Source organism: Corynebacterium sp. UMB10321 (assembly GCF_030228725.1).
Classification (GTDB): domain Bacteria; phylum Actinomycetota; class Actinomycetes; order Mycobacteriales; family Mycobacteriaceae; genus Corynebacterium; species Corynebacterium pseudogenitalium.
Map to the genome: position 1 here is coordinate 515797 of NZ_JASOZC010000001.1, position 19141 is coordinate 534937.

19 protein-coding genes and 3 pseudogenes are annotated in these 19141 nt (G+C 57.5%); 15 read left to right on the plus strand and 7 right to left on the minus strand.

Annotation, left to right across the window (positions count from 1 at the left end; genetic code table 11):
* Positions 1-37: 37 nt before the first annotated feature.
* From QP752_RS02535 to QP752_RS02550, 4 genes and pseudogenes are all read right to left on the minus strand, one after another.
* Positions 38-262: pseudogene (locus QP752_RS02535) on the minus strand (low molecular weight phosphatase family protein); the annotation flags it as partial.
* Between the two features lie 314 nt (positions 263-576).
* Positions 577-727, minus strand: a pseudogene (locus tag QP752_RS02540) (IS481 family transposase); the annotation flags it as partial.
* 375 nt (positions 728-1102) lie between these two features.
* Positions 1103-2059 carry a cytochrome c biogenesis CcdA family protein gene (locus QP752_RS02545; protein ID WP_284804246.1) on the minus strand — a complete coding sequence of 319 codons (957 nt, stop codon included), beginning with the start codon at positions 2057-2059 and terminating at the stop codon, positions 1103-1105.
* Positions 2056-2619, minus strand: a complete 564-nt coding sequence (locus tag QP752_RS02550) for a TlpA family protein disulfide reductase (protein WP_284804248.1) — start codon at positions 2617-2619, stop codon at positions 2056-2058. Before QP752_RS02550 ends, QP752_RS02545 begins: the two co-directional genes overlap by 4 nt.
* An 8-nt stretch (positions 2620-2627) precedes the next feature.
* Here QP752_RS02550 and QP752_RS02555 point away from each other — a divergent pair, with 8 nt between their 5' ends.
* Positions 2628-2789: a hypothetical protein gene (locus tag QP752_RS02555; RefSeq protein ID WP_256042109.1), complete on the plus strand. Its 162-nt coding sequence runs from the start codon at positions 2628-2630 to the stop codon at positions 2787-2789.
* A 210-nt stretch (positions 2790-2999) separates the two neighbouring features.
* Here QP752_RS02555 and merB read toward each other — a convergent pair whose 3' ends face one another.
* Together merB and merA are read right to left on the minus strand one after the other, a co-directional pair.
* A complete protein-coding gene (gene merB / locus QP752_RS02560) occupies positions 3000-3653 on the minus strand; it encodes an organomercurial lyase MerB (RefSeq protein ID WP_070362923.1) in 654 nt (217 codons plus the stop codon).
* A gap of 34 nt (positions 3654-3687) precedes the next feature.
* Positions 3688-5112, minus strand: a complete 1425-nt coding sequence (gene merA, locus QP752_RS02565; RefSeq protein ID WP_284804251.1) for a mercury(II) reductase — start codon at positions 5110-5112, stop codon at positions 3688-3690.
* Between the two features lie 112 nt (positions 5113-5224).
* Between merA and QP752_RS02570 the strand changes: the two genes are divergently transcribed.
* From QP752_RS02570 to QP752_RS02635, 14 genes and pseudogenes are all read left to right on the plus strand, one after another.
* The gene (locus QP752_RS02570) at positions 5225-5614 is read left to right on the plus strand and encodes a heavy metal-responsive transcriptional regulator (RefSeq protein WP_071572943.1); all 390 of its coding nucleotides are present in this window, start codon (positions 5225-5227) and stop codon (positions 5612-5614) included.
* Between the two features lie 335 nt (positions 5615-5949).
* Positions 5950-7175, plus strand: a pseudogene (locus QP752_RS02575) (adenine-specific methyltransferase EcoRI family protein).
* 3 nt (positions 7176-7178) lie between these two features.
* Complete coding sequence (locus QP752_RS02580) at positions 7179-8354, plus strand: DUF262 domain-containing protein (RefSeq protein ID WP_071572894.1); 1176 nt, start codon at positions 7179-7181, stop codon at positions 8352-8354.
* Positions 8355-8369: 15 nt separating this feature from the next.
* On the plus strand, positions 8370-8942 hold the full coding sequence (locus QP752_RS02585; RefSeq protein WP_070362920.1) for a recombinase family protein: 573 nt from the start codon (positions 8370-8372) through the stop codon (positions 8940-8942).
* A 169-nt stretch (positions 8943-9111) separates the two neighbouring features.
* Positions 9112-10131 (plus strand): DUF4192 family protein, encoded by a 1020-nt coding sequence (locus QP752_RS02590; RefSeq protein ID WP_284804253.1) that lies wholly within the window; start codon positions 9112-9114, stop codon positions 10129-10131.
* Between the two features lie 165 nt (positions 10132-10296).
* On the plus strand, positions 10297-10440 hold the full coding sequence (locus QP752_RS02595; RefSeq protein ID WP_165482993.1) for a hypothetical protein: 144 nt from the start codon (positions 10297-10299) through the stop codon (positions 10438-10440).
* Positions 10441-10525: 85 nt separating this feature from the next.
* On the plus strand, positions 10526-10945 hold the full coding sequence (locus tag QP752_RS02600) for a single-stranded DNA-binding protein (protein ID WP_070362918.1): 420 nt from the start codon (positions 10526-10528) through the stop codon (positions 10943-10945).
* A 369-nt stretch (positions 10946-11314) separates the two neighbouring features.
* Positions 11315-11995: a metal-dependent transcriptional regulator gene (locus QP752_RS02605; RefSeq protein ID WP_022862719.1), complete on the plus strand. Its 681-nt coding sequence runs from the start codon at positions 11315-11317 to the stop codon at positions 11993-11995.
* A gap of 116 nt (positions 11996-12111) precedes the next feature.
* On the plus strand, positions 12112-12561 hold the full coding sequence (gene nrdI, locus QP752_RS02610) for a class Ib ribonucleoside-diphosphate reductase assembly flavoprotein NrdI (RefSeq protein WP_052093126.1): 450 nt from the start codon (positions 12112-12114) through the stop codon (positions 12559-12561).
* Positions 12562-12628: 67 nt separating this feature from the next.
* Positions 12629-14824: a class 1b ribonucleoside-diphosphate reductase subunit alpha gene (nrdE, locus tag QP752_RS02615; protein ID WP_070362917.1), complete on the plus strand. Its 2196-nt coding sequence runs from the start codon at positions 12629-12631 to the stop codon at positions 14822-14824.
* Positions 14825-14875: 51 nt separating this feature from the next.
* Complete coding sequence (nrdF, locus tag QP752_RS02620; RefSeq protein WP_034666259.1) at positions 14876-15901, plus strand: class 1b ribonucleoside-diphosphate reductase subunit beta; 1026 nt, start codon at positions 14876-14878, stop codon at positions 15899-15901.
* Entirely contained in the window at positions 15882-16154 is a 273-nt protein-coding gene (locus tag QP752_RS02625; protein ID WP_133065267.1) for a hypothetical protein, read from the plus strand. The genes nrdF and QP752_RS02625 overlap by 20 nt, the downstream gene beginning before the upstream one ends.
* Positions 16155-16194: 40 nt before the next feature.
* Positions 16195-16776: an NADPH-dependent FMN reductase gene (locus QP752_RS02630; protein WP_022862715.1), complete on the plus strand. Its 582-nt coding sequence runs from the start codon at positions 16195-16197 to the stop codon at positions 16774-16776.
* 872 nt (positions 16777-17648) lie between these two features.
* The gene (locus QP752_RS02635; protein WP_071572895.1) at positions 17649-18128 is read left to right on the plus strand and encodes a hypothetical protein; all 480 of its coding nucleotides are present in this window, start codon (positions 17649-17651) and stop codon (positions 18126-18128) included.
* Positions 18129-18291: 163 nt separating this feature from the next.
* Here QP752_RS02635 and QP752_RS02640 read toward each other — a convergent pair whose 3' ends face one another.
* Positions 18292-19035 carry a hypothetical protein gene (locus QP752_RS02640; protein WP_145945261.1) on the minus strand — a complete coding sequence of 248 codons (744 nt, stop codon included), beginning with the start codon at positions 19033-19035 and terminating at the stop codon, positions 18292-18294.
* Positions 19036-19141: the final 106 nt, after the last annotated feature.

The window sequence follows — 19141 nt, forward strand, 5'->3', positions numbered from 1 at the left end:
GTTCGCGCGGGGTCGTTGATGGTGTGAGGTGGGGTGGTCAGTTCTCGAGCAACTCGGCAACGAGCCGGCGTACACGCGTGTCGATGTCGTCACGGACCAGACGCATGCGCTCGATCGCCTCTATCCCCCTCCTGGACGGCTCGTCAGTCACCCACCGTTCGCACGTTCCGTGGGCGTCGTCGGGAAGTTCCAGCTGGGCATCACCTCCCAGGATGATCACGCGGTCAACCTCGCGCAACAGCTGTGGATCCACACCCTTAGGCACGAGTACTGACCGGATGGTGTTCCGAAGCCGTCGTCACAACCCTGGTCACCGGGGCCATCTGTGCCAACGCCTTCTGACTCTGACAGTAATTCTAAAACTGTTCTTTTGAGGTGTACCCCAAAAGCCGCATGTCTCGATTATGCCTCACAAACCCCTACCGAGCACCACCCTGCGACAACTTAGGGCGAGACGCTTTAGTGAGACGGGGAGGAGGCCAATTGCCCCATGAAACGGTCTCACATTCCAGTTCCTGCCGGGTGTCTCATAAAACTTTAGGTTTTCAGGACGCTCCGCGACCGCTAGTGGGCCATATAAGCGAGTCGGGTGTGGTCATCGACAGCGGCATGGACGTGGTCGAACCCGATCGGGTCTTCCGGTCGCGGATCGGTCGTGGACTCGCCAACCGCCGCTGTCGGGGATGCGGCTGAGTTTCTTCACATCGATATGGATGAGCTTGCCTGGCCACCAGCAACGCTCTCGCATGCGTGGTCAAGCGGGCGTTACCGTTGGGCATAGAGGCCTCCTGGCAGTGAAGAACTAGACAGCTCCACTAAGCCAGGAGGCCTAGCTATTTCACAAGACCGAAAGTGCCACCAACGTCACGGTCGAGTACAACTAGTGGGTGTCACTGTGGCTTTCCGAAGTCCACCACACTGACGTTCCCGTCATTGCGGGGGCGGTACAGAGGGCTCCTGACGGATTGCCCGAAGTCCTCTGCACGAATTGACTTCCGGCCTGATGCCGCTGTACCAACCTGTCCTGATAGGCGGGCGCCTCGTTTGCCAGAAGATGGGCAAGGTTCCCTCTCCCCCTTGCTTTTTGGGAGTCCTCGGCCAGCTACGGGATCGTGCCTGGCCGGTCCTCGGTCGAGTTGTTGTCCGGAGTTGGTGTGCAGCAGTCGGGTTCCCCGCTTTGCCCGGGGCCCTCGCCTGTGGGCGGCGTTCCCTGTCTAATGCGCAGTCTCCTGCGCCGGTTGAGGGCGGCCAATGCCGATGCGAGCACCACGGCTGCGGCGAGGGCTGCGATCAGGGTGCTGTTGTCGCTGATCCAGGCGCTGGCGGCGGCTGACCATACGGCGAGGCTGTTGGCCTGTGCGGTTCCGCCGGTGGCGGCGGGATACCAATACCAGCTGAGGTAGGCGCCGGTTATGGTGAGGATGAAGGCGGCGATGCGGTTGCTGTGCTTGGCCAGGCCGGTGATTCTTCGCCCGAGGGCGGCCCCGGCGATGGCCGTGCCTGCCGAAACGAGCATCAGGACAGTGGCCGAGCCTGCGGCGTAGGCGGCGAAGACCGCGAGCAGCCCGGCGTAGCTGGCGACGGCCTGGGCTTGGGCGATCACGGCCAGGAGCACCCCGAGGGTGCAGCCGAGGGATGCTGCGGCGTATCCGACCCCGAAGGCCACCATGCGCCCGGTTTTGCGACCTGCCCCTGCGGCTTCTTGTGTGCGGGGTTTCGTGGCCCAGGCCGGCAGACGGAGCCGTGGTGTGAGTCCGGTGAGCATGGCCAGGCCCAGCAGGAGAAGGATCACCCCGGTGGCCATTCCCAGCCAGGGCGCTGCGCTGATCAGGGTCCTGGCGCCCGCGCTGACGATCAGCCCGAAGGCTGCCAGGGTCCCGGCGAAGCCGAAGCTGAGCGCGAGCCCGGCCCGGAGCCCGTGGGCCAGACGCAGCGCGAGCGGGCGCGTCCGGGCGTCCCCGATGGTCTGGGCTATCCAGGCGGGCAGGAGGGCGAAACCGCAGGGATTGACCGGGGCAATCATTCCAGCGGCGAAGGCCAGGGCAAGCAGGGCTGTCATTGGGCACTGGCCTTGGTGAGTTCTTCTTGGATCTTTTCCGCAGACGGGTCGGTGGCCCGGAAGGTAACGTCACCCTTCGCGTCGACCACCACCAGGGTGCTTATGGAGGTGACGTTGTACCGGGTGGTCAGTGTGGCCCCGGTGTCGATGACGGCAGGGAGCTCAGGGGCCTTGATGTAATCGCGGAATCCGTTGATGGTCTCCTTCGGTTCTCGGGGGTCCACGTCCACCAGGAGGTAGTCGGCCGAGCTTCCCAGGGCCGTGGAGGCCTTGTTCAGGGAATCGGCCCCTTTCACACACTCACCGCATCCGACAGAGAAGAAGAACAGTGCTGCGGGCTTACCGTCCGGGATGGTCCGGGTAGTGCCGTCAATGTCGGAGACCGTAACAGCAACGGCACCGGCCGCGTCGGGCGACGAACCGCCTGGCGCGGCCGACGGGCCGCTCGGTGAGCTGGCGCAGGCGGTTGTCAGTGCCATGACCGCTGCCAGAAACAGGGCGGAGGCGAGGTGCCTGGGCCGGGGAACGGACAGAGAACGGCGGGATCTCGGGTATGTCATGGTGTCTAGTGGTTCCTTCCAGAAATGGGTATGGGGACTCAGGCGGTGCCGTGGTCGGTGCGGTGGTGCTCGGGGGGTGCGGGAGGGCAGCAGTCGTCGGTCCTGCGGCGTTTTCGCTGCCTGGTGACGGCGATGATCCCGGCCAGGAGCACCGTGGCGGCCGCGAGTAACACGAGGGGATTTGAGAAGAATCCGGCGATCGCGCCGAGGGCTCCGGCGGCGATGAGGATGGGTCCTGCGCAGCACAGGATCATGGCCGCTGCTATGCCGATTCCTGCGGCCAGTGTGTGGTATCGCCCGGGGCGACCGGTCTGCCGGACGGGTTGATGGCCGGTGTCTGGCTGTTCTGGGTGCTGGGTCATGTCATGTCCTTTTAAAGCTCAGCAGCAGGAGTCCTGCGCCGCGGGGGCCCGCGTGGCGGCCGCGGCGAGGAGGGCGGCGGCCATGGCGGCACCGGCCCGGTGTGCCGCCTCGATGTCCAGGACTTCGCCGTCGGGATGGGAATCCAACCACGGCTGGGCGTCCTCGCGGGAGGCGAAATAGTGGACCTGGTTGCAGAACGATGACCGCACCGGCCCCGTGCCCGGGTGGCTGATGATGGACACGACGGCGGTGGCCGGCTGTACGGAGGTCACCGTGCCGTCCGCGCCCGTCATCACCCGGATGAGGGTCCCGCTACCCGGGGAGGTCGACTCAATGGTTGCGGCCTTCCCGATCAGGGCCGGGAAGAAGAGAGTGTCCAGGGCGCACCAGGTGTAGAGCTGTTCCCCGGCCAGGGTGAAGCGATGCGGGGTGGGCCGCATCGTCAGGGCCAGGCCGATGATGCGGCCCTCGTCGTCGTACTCGGTGTCCGGGACGGCGGCCAGTCCTTGCCGGACCGTGTCTTCGCTCCGGCCACTGGCGGTGGCCAGTTCGGCGACCGTGACGGGCTCGCCCTCGGCCAGGAGCCGCAGCAGCGGCACGAACAATTCCGGGTCTATTCCGGAGCGCGCGGGGGACAACAGATAGGTGAGGGCCTGGTCGGTGGCGGTCATGGCATTCCTTTGCTTCGGTAGTGGGGGCTGCAGCTCAGGCGCAGCAGGAGAGCTTGGAGACGTCGGTGTTGAAGGCCTTGGCGGCGATCCTGATGCCCTCGGCCATCGTCAGGTAGGGGCTCCAGGCGGCGGCGACCTGCGCGGTGGTCATGCCCGCTTCGAGGATGTAGACGCCGGCGGCGGCGATTTCCCCGGCGTCCTTGGCCACCGCGGAGAGGCCCAGGATCCGTCCGGTGTCGCGGTCCGCGACAACCTTGATGAAGCCGCGGATGTCGCGGTTGACCACGGCTCGCGGCACGTACTCCAGGGGGAGGACCCGGCACTCGCAGCTGATCCCGGCGGCGACAGCTTCCTTTTCCGTCATCCCGACCGCCCCGATGGCGGGACTGGTGAAGGTGACCCGGGGCAGGTGCCGGTAGTCGACCTCGGCCAGGGCATCGGTGAACGCATTGTCCACGGCCAGGGCGCCGTGGGCCGCTGCGACGTAAACGAACTCCCGATGGCCGGTCGCGTCCCCGGCGGCCCAAACCCGCGGGTTGGACGTGGCCAGGCGGGAATCGACCACGATCTCGCCGGATGCGCCGGTCTTCACCCCGACGGCGTCAAGGTCCAGTCCCTCGGTCACCGGGCGGCGGCCCAGTGCCACGAGGATGTGGGAAGCGCGGAACACCTCCTCGCCCCCGGCCATGTTTGCCGTCACCGAGACCCCGTCCGGGCCGGAGGCCACGGAGTCGGCCATGGCCCGCCGGACCACCCGGATCCCCTCGTCGGCGAACACCCCCGCTAACGCCTTGGACGCCTCCGGTTCCTCCTGCGAGGCCAACCGGGAACGGACCAGCATGGTCACCCGGGAGCCCAGCCGGGAGAAAAGCTGTGCCATCTCCAGGGCAACATAGCCTCCGCCCAGGATCAGCATTGATTCGGGCACCTCGTCCAGTTCCATCGCCGTCGTCGAGGTCAGGTACCCGGCCTCGGCCAGTCCGGGAACGGGGGGCACGTAGGGTGCGGAGCCAGTGGCCACGAGGTAGTGCCCGGCCTCGATCGTTCTCACTGCACCATCCGGGGAGATCACCCGGAGCAGCGGTGCGTCCTGGGTTCCGGTGAACGACGCGTCCCCCGAGATCATCGTCCACCCGTAGTCCGCGGCCAGATCGACGTACTTCTCCGTGCGCATGCTTTCAACCAGCGCGGCCTTGCCCTGAATCAGGGCCGGCATGTCCACCGGGCCCGCCGAGGCCGCCACCCCAGGGAAGCGGGCCGAATCCAACGCCACGTGGCGGGCCTCCGCGGCAGCCAGGAGCGCCTTCGACGGGACGCAGCCCGTGTTCACGCATGTCCCGCCCACGGTGCCGCGCTCCACCATCACGACGCGCTTGCCCAGCTCGGTGGCCCGGATCGCGGCCGCAAACGCTCCGCCGCCGGAACCAATAATCGCCAGATCGAACTTTTCGTTTGTCATTCCAGATGTCTCTTCCCTGTGGTTCAAAAGTTCCTATGGAACCATTGTGAACCTTCCAGTACAATGGAAGGTCAAGTCAAGTGTGGTGGCCATTGGAAGGGAATCGGCGAACATGAGGATCGGACAGCTTGCGGAAGCAACCGGAACCACGACCAAGACCCTGCGGTTCTACGAGGAGTCGGGGCTGCTCCCTCCGGCCGAGCGATTGGCCTCCGGCTATCGGGACTACGCCGAGGATGCCGTGGGTCGGGTCGGGTTCATCCACCGGGGCCAGGCCGCCGGGCTGACCCTCGCCCAGATCCGCCAGATCCTCGACATCCGCGACGGCGGCCAGGCGCCCTGCGAGCACGTGCGCGACCTGCTTGACATGCGCCTCGCTGAGATCGAGCAGCAGATCGCGCAGCTCTCCGTGCTGCGCGACACTATCGCGGACCTCAGACAGGACGCCGCACACCCGGACCCTGAAACGTGCAGCACCGATCAAGTGTGTAGGTACTTGTAATCCAATTGGGCACACCTCCTGGACCGCCAAAAGGCTCTCGCAAAAAGATACCGCCAGATCTACAAAATTGAGGAAGAGCTCATCAGCAAAATCGACAAATTGACTGACGTAGTAGTCATCCCTAACGCGTAAGACCTGCACGCTGCTTGTACAAATGATAGTTTCGTGATGACGCTGGGGTGGGTTCCTGCTCCGCAGGCGTCCGAAGGCCCTGGGTCGAGCAATCCCCCCTGCTCCCCGGGGTCTTCCGCTATCTGAGAACCTTGCTTCACCCGGGTTCTCTCATTCTTCACTGCCGGATGAAGACTGAATCAATCTACAAGGTGATGTAGGCAATGGGCGGCAATACTAACTTAGGCACAGCCAAGACTGCCAAGAAGGACGAGTTCTACACGCAGTGGAATGACATTGAAAACGAGATGCAAGCCTATCTCGAATACGATCCCGACGTATTCAGAGGTAAGACAGTTCTGCTGCCGTGTGACGACCCGGGGCAAGTAACTTCACCAAGTACTTTGCACTGAACTTTGAGAAGTTCGGCTTGAAGAAGCTGGTCTCTACGTCTTATGTGCCAGCATCAAACCCAGCCGTGACTGAGAAGGGGCAGATGCTGCTGGACTTCGCACTTGGTGAGGACCAGGACGAGAAGTTCAACGAAGACGACACTTGGCTCCGGGGACGCATTTACGTCATGGAACAGGGCAAGGACCTTAACGATGACGGGCGCCTTAACAAAGAAGACCTCCAGTGGGATTATCTTGAAGGCGACGGCGATTTCCGTTCTGAAGAGGTCACGAAACTCCGCGATGAAGCCGACATCGTTATCACCAACCCACCGTTCTCCCTATTCCGCGAGTTCCTTGCGTGGCTGATTGATGGCGACGTCCAGTTCTCCGTTATCGGGAACATGAACGCAGTTACCTATAAAGAGGTATTCCCGCTTTTCAAAGACAACAAGGTTTGGTACGGCCCCTCAATCTCAAGTGGTGATCGCGAATTTCGTGTACCCGAAAGTTACCCGCTTACCGCTGCAGGTCAGCGTGTGGATGAACAGGGGAATAAATTCGTCCATGTAAAGGGTGTTAGATGGTTTACCAACATTGAGCATGGACGCCGACATGAACAGCTCGTGCTCATGTCGATGGAGGACAACCTGATCTACGGTTCAAAGACGGTCCGAAACGTGAGGTATCCAAAGTACGACAATTACGACGCGATAGAAGTACCGGAGACCAAAGCAATCCCCAACGATTACAACGACATGATGGGTGTTCCCATCTCGTTCCTCGATAAGTACAGCCCAGACCAGTTTGAAATCCTTGGGATCACGCAGGCATGGGACGATCATTCGGGGTTGAAGCTCAAGAACTATCCAACCCAGATTCAGGTCAGCAAGAACGGCGTTAGATCTCGGGTGGGCAAGCTTAATGACGGTGCCGCCATACCGCATGACACAGAGCCTCAAGACGTGACGTACTACGAGGTCGACGGACAATTCTTTACTAAACCGTATTGCAGAGTTCTTATCCGCCACCGCAACCCCAATGTCAAGGAGTCTTAAGCCATGGAAGCAAAACTCAACCCCCGCAAGATCCGTGACATCGTTGACGGATTCCACTACAACGAACTCGAAGGCAAAGGTCTGTACGGTTTGGCTGGCAACCTCACCATCCAGCCTGAGTACCAGCGCAACTACATCTACAACGACGGTAAGAAAGATGTTGCCGTCATTGACTCGCTGCTCAAGGGCTATCCGCTGGGGCTGATTTACTTCAACCAGCCCAAGCAGGACGAAGACAAGTTCGAGATCCTTGACGGCCAGCAGCGTATTACCTCTATCGGCCGTTTCTTCAAGGACTTGTTCGTCGTCAAAGATACCGACGGCAACGAACAGTACTTCTCGTCGCTGAGTGAGCACCAGCAAGAGCAGATCCTTGAGACTGAGCTGCTTATCTACGACTGCAATGGCACTGAGTCTGAGATCAAGGAGTGGTTCAAGACCATCAACATCGTTGGTGTGCCGCTGACAGCCCAAGAGCTGCGTAACGCCGTGTACTCTGGCCCATTCGTTGATGCTGCTAAGAAGGTCTTTTCCAACTCCGGCTCTGCGGTCATGTCGAAATGGTCGAACTTCGTAAAAGGCGACCCTGCTCGCCAGGAGGTGCTTGAGGTAGCCCTTGACTGGATCGCTCAGCGTGAAGGCACCACCATCGACAGCTACATGGCAAAGCACCGTGAAGACGATAACTGCAACGAACTACAGACTTACTTCACTGCAGTTATCGACTGGGCAGCAAGTGTGTTCAAAATGACAGACACGTCCATGCGAGGCATCGAATGGAACACTCTGTATGAGCAGTACGGCGGCCAGGGCTACAACGCGACTGAGATGACGGCTGCTGCAAAGGAGCTGCTGTCTGACCCGCAAATTCAGTCCAAGAAGGGTATCTACGAGTACCTGCTTGGCGGCAAGACAGACACCAAACTACTTAACGTACGTGTCTTCACTGAAGCGGTGAAGAAGCGCGTCTACAAGCGCCAGACTGATGCTGCAAAACAGAAGGGTGTCTCCAACTGCTCGTATTGCGCTATCGGTCACGATGAGAAGAAAGCAAAGATCTGGGCGCTTAAAGAAATGGACGCTGATCACGTCACTGCGTGGTCCAAGGGTGGATCGACCGAGGAGAGCAACTGTGAGCTGCTCTGCAAGTCGCACAACCGTGCCAAGGGCAACGCTTAAAGTCGGTGATTAACCATGCTCATCGGCTACGCCCGTGTCTCAACGTCCAAGCAGGGGCAGTCACTTGATACCCAGCGCGAGGCGCTCATCGACGCTGGCTGCGACCCGGACCACATCTACTCAGACACCATCTCCGGCACCAACTGGCAGCGACCTGGCCTCGACGATGCTCTCGCATACATGCGCCCCGACGACACGCTCGTTGTTACGCGCCTCGACAGGCTCGGCCGCAGCCTCGCAGATACCGTGAACACCATCGCCGACCTGGCTGCACGCAAAATCAACGTCAAGGTGTTGGAGCCAGCGCTGGACACGTCGAAGCCCACCGACAAAGTGGTTATCAACGTCATGGCCAGCTTGGCTGAGTGGGAGCGTGACCTGCTTGTTCAGCGCACCCGTGAAGGCGTGGCTCACGCCCGTGCGCAGGGCAGGGTAGCCGGGCCGAAGCCCAAGCTCAGCGACGAACAGGCACAAGTCGCAAAAGAACTCATCGATGGTGGTAAGTCCGTGAGTGCAGTGGCGAGGACGTTCAACGTGTCCAGGCCAACGATTTACCGCGCTATTGAGCGTATCGAAGCAGACGCTTAAGCACAGGCTGCGCCGCTAGTGCTTGTGTCCTGCAAGCAAGCACCAGGTGAGCACTAGCGACGCACTGAGCACGCTGGGGTGCTGCCGGGCGGTGGTAACACCGCCCGGCAGAGCCGGGACCAAATACGGGACTGACCTTACACATCCCGTATTTGGCAAGGAGTGTTTCATGTCCAACTATTCGCAGACACTTACCTCTCACGGCGAGATTCTCGCAAACATCCCCGGCATCCTGGGCTTCTACCCGCAGGACTCGCTGGTGTTCGCGTTTTTCAAACAAGACAGCGACACGCACAGCCTGAGCCTCGGGCCACTTGCCCGGCTTGATCTCGACGGAGCGATCCAACAGCTCACCGAGGATCGTGAGAAGCTCGCAGCATGGACTGAGACGCTGGATCTCGACGCTGTTGCGGCGTACGTCATCACCGACGACATGGTTGAAGCAGATGCAGCGGCGCACTTCCTCTGTAGCGAGGATTCCCCGCTGCGCAGTGAGGTACTGGCGGTCATTCAAACGTCAGAAATCACCGCTGGTACTGCCTGGTGTGCGATGTACTTGCACCCAAACTCATGTGAGCCACAGGCGGGCAGAATCAGCAACATCCACGCCTCAGCAGCGCTACAGCAGTTGCTTGAGCAGACCGGCGATCTCCCAGCGCTCTCGCGTGAAGAGATTGAGAACAGGCTGAACAGCACCGAGCACGACATCGACGCCGCAGAGCATGAAGACATCATCGAAGACGCGCTGGCGTATGTTCCACCCATCTTCCGAGACGTACTGCAGCGTGAGTACGAGCAGGCAGCGGCGGGGATGACGCAGCCGAGTGCGCGTGCTATCCGATCTGCGCTGAAGTGCTTCACGACACCGCGCTTGCGTGATCCATTGCTTGCTGCGCTGCTTGAGGAGCCACAAGCAGGTCTCAAGTTCGCTGAGCAGGTGATGCGCGCTGTACCGGCTCACTGGCCTGGGATGAGGGCACAGCTTACGGCCACTGTCGCCGTGCTGGCCCAGGCAACCGGCCAGACGGGTCTGGCTGGCGTTGCCGCACACAGGGCCACCGAGATCAGCAGCAAAGAGACGTTCCCGTCGCTGGTGGCGAAGTTAATCGACATTGGCGAGGGCAGTCGTCTCGCAGAAGTGGTTCACGAGGGCGGTGCTCAGGCTCGCGTGCAGTTGTTCGAAAACTAGTACTTCACACCCCGTTGCAGCAGTTGCTGTAGCGGGGTTTTTCTTTTCTACCCACGCCGTGACCAGGGAAGAAGGAAATCTCCACCGAGCAGGGGAGAGGTCTCTAGACAGCAGAGCTGTCTCAAAGAACGGATTGAGAATCAATCCACGACACGGAGGCACGCCATGTACCACTACACCCACGAAGACCTAGAGCTGCTCTACCTCATGTCTGACGGCATGGATGGCGAAGACGCCGATCCGGGTGCCGCACAAGAGCTACGCGACCTGGAAGCAGCAGGGGCACATCTGCCCTGGGCAGTGCTGTAACAGCACTTACAGCAGCAGCAAAGCCGCTGCTCAAACACACAATTGAAAGACAATCACACACTCACTCATATAAGGAGAAATCACAATGTCCAACCCGTTTAACAATGGCACCATCGTTGGCAACGCAGCACGCGAGCCGAAGATCTTTGAGCACGCAAACGGCGGTGCGACGGTGAAGCTCAACGTCTACGCACGTAATACGTTCAAGAACAAGTCCACAGGCAAGGTGGAATCAGAGATTGTCGAACTCACTGGCTACGTGGCTGACGCCAAGAACCTCGGCGTCTTCGGATGCATCGGCGCTGGTGATCGCGTTGCAGTGAGCTACTCGCTGAAGACTGACAACTACACCGATAAGGACGGCAACAAGCACTATCCGCTGGTAGCGCGCATCGACACTGTGCAGCTGATCGACTCCAAGAAGGAGTCTGAGGCACGAGCAGCACGCCGCGAGAACAGCGCAGATAACGCTGCTGCTAATGACTCTGAAGAAGTGCCGTTCTAGTTGCAACAACACCCCGCAGGGAAACCTGCGGGGTTATTTTTTCAGCACAGACCACGCATAACGCCGTCGCCGTCCAGTACGGGAGCGCTGATACTCCTGCTCCAGACGCTCTGTCTCTACACAGTGCATTACATGAGCCATTACATGCGCTGTTTTACTGCACTGTGTACTAGCCATTCCATTACGCACTACGCTGGCGCACTTCAAGTTCATTGAAATCTTCTCAGACATTAGTGGTTCTCCTTCAAGTGAAGAATGCTTTAACTGGCCCCACCTTACCGGCATTCCTCTCAAACTTGGCCTCTGTTCGCTATGAGCGTTGGGGCACAGCGCCTAAGGCGCATACGGAAGCTGGGTTAACATTTACTCATGTCTGTTTCTGAGCTGTCCACCAGTACCCAGAACTATTTGAAAGCTATCTGGGGGCTAAAGGAATGGTCATCCGAGCCCGTTACCGCCACACTTATAGCGAAACAGCTGGGACTCAAGCTCTCCTCGGTCTCCGATGCAGTGCGCAAAATGTCGAAGCAAGGGCTCGTGTCACACACGCCCTATGGCTCTGTGGAGTTAACCGAACTTGGCAGGCAGTACGCATTGGTCATGGTGCGCCGCCACCGATTGCTTGAGTCTTTTTTGGTTCAAGCATTGGATTATACGTGGGACGAGGTCCATGATGAAGCCGAAAATCTTGAACACGCGGTGTCTGACATGCTCATAGAGCGCGTGGATAAGTTCCTCAATTACCCCACTAGGGATCCACACGGCGACCCTATCCCTACGGTTGATGGACAGGTCACTATCCCCAGTGCGCACCGTCTCACCGACAGCGGCGCACAACCGCAGGTGACCGTGGAACGCATTTCTGATTCCGACCCACAACTGCTGGCCTTCCTCAAAGAGCAAGGCATCGTCATTGGGGCTGTTCTTACCACGCGCGAAGGAACGCCCTTTTCAGAATCGCTCGAAGTACAGGTAGCCGACAGTACTCAGTGGGTAGTACTTGGGCGCCCAGCTACGGACGCAGTGTTTGTAGCACACCACAGCCTGTAGTCTTTCCCTTTCTCATTAATCCTGTCCCTACCTGCCCTTTTAAAAACTACGGTGCGGCGTAGTTTGCAACTACGGTAGTACGTAGTTAATCTTTTCGATCATCACCTATCCCACTTATGGCTAAGGCCAGGATGAGCAGGATTGTCATGTCAGACTCACCAGATTTGGTGTACTTTTCTAGCGTTTCTGAAAACACAAAAAGATTCGTCGAACGCTTAGATAGACCCGCAGTGCGCATTCCACTGCGGCCCAAGAAAACCGGAATGATCCAGGTTTCACACCCGTACGTACTCATCGTTCCAACCTACGGCGGTGGCTCGCTCAAACGCGCAGTCCCCAAACAGGTCATCGACTTCCTCAATGACCCAATCAACCGTTCCTTTATCCGGGGCGTGATTACCTCAGGCAATACCAACTTCGGAAGCGCTTACTGCGTCGCCGGCCGCATCATTTCCGCTAAGTGCCACGTTCCAGAGCTGTATCACTTCGAGCTACTCGGCACGCAGAAGGACGTTGCCGCTGTAAAGCAGGGCCTTCACAAGTTTTGGGAGCAGCAAAGCAACTAACAATTACACCCCATTGATTTCCCACAAAATGAAGACCACATCCGCAACACACAGATTGGAAACCACAATGCCGCCACTTAAGGCCACCCCCACACAGCCCATTGGCCCTACGCCCCGCACCGCTTCAGCAGACGATGCCGGCGGTGTCGGTAAGCGCAAGAGCTACCATGCACTCAACGCGCAGCTGAACCTATTCGACGATTCGGGAAGAATCCAGTTCGACAAGGACATTGAGGCAACACAAGACTTTTTAGCGCACCATGTCACTCCCCGCATGCATCAGTTTGAATCCACCAAGCAGCGCTTGGAGTGGTTGGTTGATAACGAATACTACGAGCGGGAATTCCTTGAGCTTTATGATGACGATTTTCTGTGCACTATGTACGACAGAGCCCACCGAGCCAAGCATCAGTTCCGCACTTTCCTCGGCGCATTTAAGTTCTTTACTTCATACGCACTGAAAACCTTTGATGGCTCGCGATTTCTGGAAGGCTACGAAGAACGCGTCGCCACCACAGCTTTGTACCTTGCACAGGGCGATGAAGAGCTTGCGGAGAAGCTGGTGGATGACATCATGACCGGACGCTTCCAGCCCGCCACCCCTACTTTTCTCAACGCAGGAAAAGCCCAGCGTGGCGAAATGGTCTCCTGCTTCCTCCTTCGCATCGAAGACAATTTGGAAAGCATTGGCCGCAGCGTGAACTCTGCACTGCAGCTTTCAAAACGCGGCGGTGGTGTGGCCTTGTTACTGAGCAATCTGCGCGAATCCGGAGCCCCAATCAAAAGGATTGAGAACCAAGCTTCCGGCGTAGTCCCAGTTATGAAAATTCTGGAAGATAGCTTCAGCTATGCCAACCAATTGGGCGCTCGACAGGGCGCTGGAGCCGTCTACCTACATGCGCACCATCCAGATATTCTTCGTTTCCTGGATACCAAGCGGGAAAATGCCGATGAGAAAGTCCGCATTAAGACTCTTTCGCTGGGAGTTGTTATTCCAGATATAACCTTCCAGCTGGCCAAAGAGAACAAGGATATGCATCTTTTTAGCCCGTATGACATCGCTCGCGAGTACGGCGTAGCCATGTCTGACATGTCTATCACCGAGTATTACGACGAGCTGGTTTCCAATCCGCGAATTTCTCATACGACTATCAAGGCCCGCGAGTTTTTCACCACGCTGGCTGAGCTTCAGTTTGAATCTGGATACCCCTACATACTCTTTGAGGATACGGTCAACCGCGCTAATCCCCTCAAAGGACATATCAATATGTCCAATCTGTGTAGTGAGATCCTCCAGGTCAACACGCCATCCACCTACGGCGCCTCAGGTAACTACACCACCGTTGGCCAGGACATTTCCTGCAATCTAGGGTCGCTCAACATCGCTAAAGCTTTTGAATCACCGGACTTTGGGGAAACTGTTGAAACCGCGGTGCGCGCTCTCACGAAGGTCTCAGACCTAACAAATATCGAAGCTGTTCCTTCCATCGCTCACGGTAATGCATCCATGCATGCCATCGGGTTGGGCCAAATGAATCTCCACGGTTTCCTGGCTTCCAAGCGTATTCCTTATGGCTGCGCCGAAGCACTGGACTTTACAAATATCTATTTCCTGACCGTGACCTATCATGCGCTCCGTGCATCCCATGCGCTAGCGGTTGAGAAAGGTCAACGATTCACTGGCTTTGAAGAATCCACCTATGCCACTGGCGTCTACTTCGACAAGTACATCGACCAAGACTGGGCGCCGGCCACTGACCACGTAAAACAGCTATTCCATGAGGCTGGCGTGCAGATTCCTCAACGCGAGGATTGGCTACGGCTCAAGAACCAAGTGATGCAAGACGGCATCTACAACGCCTACTTGCAGGCAGTTCCACCCACTGGATCAATTTCCTACATCAATGACTCCACCGCGTCCATACACCCGATTGCCTCCAAGATTGAAATACGCAAGGAAGGCCGCTTGGGGCGCGTGTACTACCCCGCACCGGAAATGACCAACGACAACTTGGAGTATTTCGATGACTCCTACACCGTGGGGTACAAAAAAATCATCGACACCTACGCTATGGCCACCCAACACGTGGACCAAGGGCTTTCCCTGACTTTGTTCTTCACCGCTGACACCACTACGCGGGACATCAACAAGGCACAAATCTATGCCTGGAAAGCCGGAATCAAGACCTTGTACTACATCCGTTTACGCCAACCTGCACTCCAGGGAACCGAGGTCGAAGGCTGCGTTTCCTGTGCTCTGTAGGAACACGGTCCTTCCTTCATTCACAACCATCCATCAAGAAAGAAAGAAGCTATGTCTTCAACATCAAACACTGCTGAGCTAACCAGCATCTCAGTTACGCCGCCAAGTTACCGGCATGACCCTTCAGCCCGCATCCGCGCCATCAATTGGAATCGGGTGAGCGATGAGAAGGATCTTGAAGTGTGGAACCGCCTCACCGCCAACTTTTGGTTGCCAGAAAAGGTTCCACTTTCAAACGATCTCCCGGCGTGGCAGAGGATGACACCGGAGGAACGCAACCTCACCATGCGGGTGTTCACGGGACTCACCACCCTGGACACCGTCCAGGCCACTGTGGGCGAAATCTGTCAGATCCAAGATGCCCGCACCGAGCACGAGGAGGCCGTGTATACCAACATCGCCTTCATGCAATCAGTCCATGCCCGTTCTTACTCTTCAGTGTTTTCTACTTTGAGCAGTACGAAAGAAATTGATGAGGCATACCGCTGGGCGGTGAATAATGACCTTCTCCAGGCACGCGCCAAAAAAGTGCTCACTCATTATTTTGGGCCCGATCCACTCAAGCGCAAAGTGTCATCGACGCTGCTTTCCTCGCTGCTTCTCTACGCGGGTTTCTATCTTCCCCTGCATTTTTCCGTCCACGCCACCCTGACAAATACGGCAGACATGATTCGCCTCATTCTGCGTGACAAGGCAGTGCACGGTTACTACTCAGGCTACAAGTACCAGCGCGGACTGGAAACGTCTGCTCCACAACGGCAACAGGAGATGCATGATTTCACTATTTCCTTGCTCGAAGAGCTTTATGCCCTAGAGCTGGATTATTCCGGCGAGCTATATGAGCCGTTGGGGCTCATGGATGATGTAGCTGTATTCGTTCGCTATAACGCCAATAAGGCGCTCATGAATTTGGGCTACCCGGACTACTTCCCACCTGAAGAAACGGAAGTGAACCCGGAAATCCTCGCTGCCCTAGCACCTGGAGCAGATGAAAACCATGACTTCTTCTCCGGCTCCGGTTCCTCCTATGTCATTGGCACCGCTGAAGAAACGAGTGATGATGACTGGGATTTCTAAACCGTTTCCACGACCAGACCAAGGAAGCTGGCTTGAGACCATCGCGCTGTTTGAAGCCATCCGCGAAGGAAACCAACCAGCAGCCATGCGGCTTTTGGATACGTCCGCCGCACGGGAGGCCGTCCTCGGGGGACTGTTAGGACTCATCGAACTGTACTTCCGCCATGAAGAAGACAAAGTGGATAACTTTCTTACTGCCGCCCACGCCGCCGGGCCACCGCCTGCCTTTGGCTGCAAGCCTTTTCTCCCTTGATCGCACGTACCTACGCCCAACTAAGAAGAAAGGACTTCCTATGACCACCCCACGCATTAGTGTTATCGTCGGCAGCCTGCGCCGCGGCTCATTTGCGCGCAAGATTGCACACGAAGTGCTCACAATGATCCCTGAAAACTACCAGGCAGACATCGTTGAAATCCGTGACTTGCCGCTCTATGACTTCGACTACGATGACCCCTCGGTCACGGACAAGCCCATTCCAGCTGAGTACACCACTTTCCGCGACACCATCAAGAACTCGAGCGGCGTCCTCTTTGTTACCCCGGAAAATAACCGTACTATCCCTGCCTGTCTCAAGAATGCAGTGGACATCGGTTCCAAGCCCAACTCGGATGTGGCTTGGAAGAACCTTCCCGCAGGTATCATCAGTCACTCTGTAGGCCGCATGGGCGGCTACAGTTCACAGAAGAACCTCCGGCTCGCCCTGTCCTACTTCGATATGCCGCTTCCTGGTCAGCCCGAGGTATTCCTTGGCCAATCCCCCACCCTCTTCGAAGACTCCGGCCATCTCAATGAAGGCACCGCAGGCTTTGTCAAAGACTACGTTATACGCTTCCTGCAGTTGGTCGACATGACATTAACAGCCAAGCACAGCTAGCGACGGCGACTAACCCTAGCCACCGCCCTCTACGAAGTACTTGAAGGCTTCTAAAGGGCCTTCTCAAAGACACAAACCCCGGATTCACACTCATCCTTGAGTTACCTGAATCTGAACCCAGGACGCTTCAAAAAACACCGCTCTAATTCTTCGATTTTCGCTGAATTAGAGCGGTTTTAGCGCTGTCGCTGGACACTGACCCTGGCGACATCCTGTTAGGGGCTTAAGGGACATTTTGTGTGTTTTTACGGTGTGTCGCGATAAGGGACATTTTGTGTGTGTTTAGCTGCGTCCAGCCCACCCTTTTCTCACGCCTAAGCTGGGGTTCCACTGATGATCAATGCCGGTATCGAATTCTTTCGGCCCGTCGACCTCTTCCCGTCGACCTACTCCGGTTTACCAACGCAGGTCAGCGCAAAATCGGCAAAATAGCCCCAAAATCATCCAAATCACCGCTGACCTGGGTTGGTCGATGCAATGAGGTCGACCGGAACCCCCGATACCTCTATGCGACCAGAATTGTGCACGTCAAGGGCTTTGCTCGTCCCCCTGGCTATATGCGACCGCCCAACGCACAGGCGGCTGGTTCTAGTTCCTTAGAGTCCTTGATCTCGCTGGGGTTCCTGTGCTGCCCGCAGACTCCATACCACACACCAGACGTCATTCGGTGTTGATTTCTCAAAACGGGCAAATGGAACTGTTTTGAAAACCATATCTGGTTGTTGGCCGAGGCCATCCCGGGAAACCAGATAGACATATACACACAAAATGTCGCTTACGCCCACACTCGATCTTCGAGCAATAGCGTTGGGAACCGAGACGCGGTCTCCAGCGTCTAAATATAGACAAGCATTCGCAGATGGAGTATTGCCATGATGAAAACAACCACGATTAATGAACACATTGTGTCAATGAGCAGGGCTTTTAACGGTGTGTCGCCACGGGCATGGAGCCTGATTAAGCACCGAACCAAAGAATTGCTCGTATCACATATCGCCGAGTGCGCGGCAACATGGGGAGGAGATGACAGCAAGGCGGATGCAAGCGGGTGGCAGGTCTTTGGCATTGACCAAGCAGTGCGGCTTTTGGGGCCGGAAACCCTTGGAGCGCAGTTTCAGCGATTGAACGCGTTGACAGAAGACCTTTCTAGGTACTTGTTGGCCAAGTATTACCAGGTTCCTGCGGGTGTCGACGACGAAGTGACGGATGAACAGATTGATGCTGTCAACGCTCTCCTGGGCACGGGCGATGTTAGGAGCGTTGTAGGCGAAGTCGTTGAGGAGGCGGTTCGTCGTATCCATCTTATTGAGGCAAAACACGCGTTCGAGCAATTTGAAGCAGGGCAGTCATGAGCGCACACGATATTGAGCGCACCGTGTATTCCGTGCTGCGCGGGACGTATTGCCTCAATGTTGGCTTCGACGCGCGCTCGCGGCGAGGACGCAACCCGTTCCAAGCTTGACCGGTCAAACCGAACCGGTGTGCCAGAACGAGTTGCGGTATCGACAACCCCGCTTAACTGTCCCAGTCCACCGCCCAGGGATCCTCTTCTTCCTGCTGCTCCATCAGCGCGTTGATCGGCTCCGTCAGATGTTGGTCGATTACCGTCCAGGCGGCTTCGTTCTGATCCTGCAGGAAGATTCGTTTCATCTCGTCGCTGCTGTCCGGAAGGCTCTGGATGTCCTCCGCCCATCCCGCTAATCGCTGCGCTCTCCGAGTCTGCGACAACAGATCGACCTGTTGGTTCAGCTGCCGCCAAAGTTCCTCGACAGCCTGCGGGCTGTGGTCTTTGCCCAACGTTTTCAGTGCTTCCTCCACGGTAGTCTTCATCACTGCGTCGTTCGTTTCTGCTGGTGCGATCCCTGGATTGTGCCAGCGCATCATTCCTACCAGCCTCGTTGCGTTCCCTCCCGTCGCTTCCAAGGCTTTAATCACGAGCTGTCCTACTTGGTACTGCAAAAACTGGAACATTATTCGGTACAGGGATTGATCCTTGTCCTGTTGAATGCCCGGTGTCGAGCGCAGTACGTCGATCGCTTTGCGCTCCAATTCTGTGTGCTCCTGGTTGAGTTGGGACACCATCTTGTACGCGGTCGGCTCGTTCGCGTTCTCCGGATCGGTTATCTTCAGGTACTCCACGAGCAGAAAGATCGAGTCGCTGTCGCGATCGACCATCGGAACGTCCCAATCCGATCCTCCCAGGATGTCTGGTACTGGTCGCTTCGGGTAACCGTGAAATTGAATCTGTGGTGTGGTCATCGTTACTCCCTTCTACTTTTTGGGTAATGCTATGCAGGCATGCCGACATGGCGGCATGGAGTTATGCTGACGGGACGGCATATTGGCATTCTGTGTTTGAGTCAGC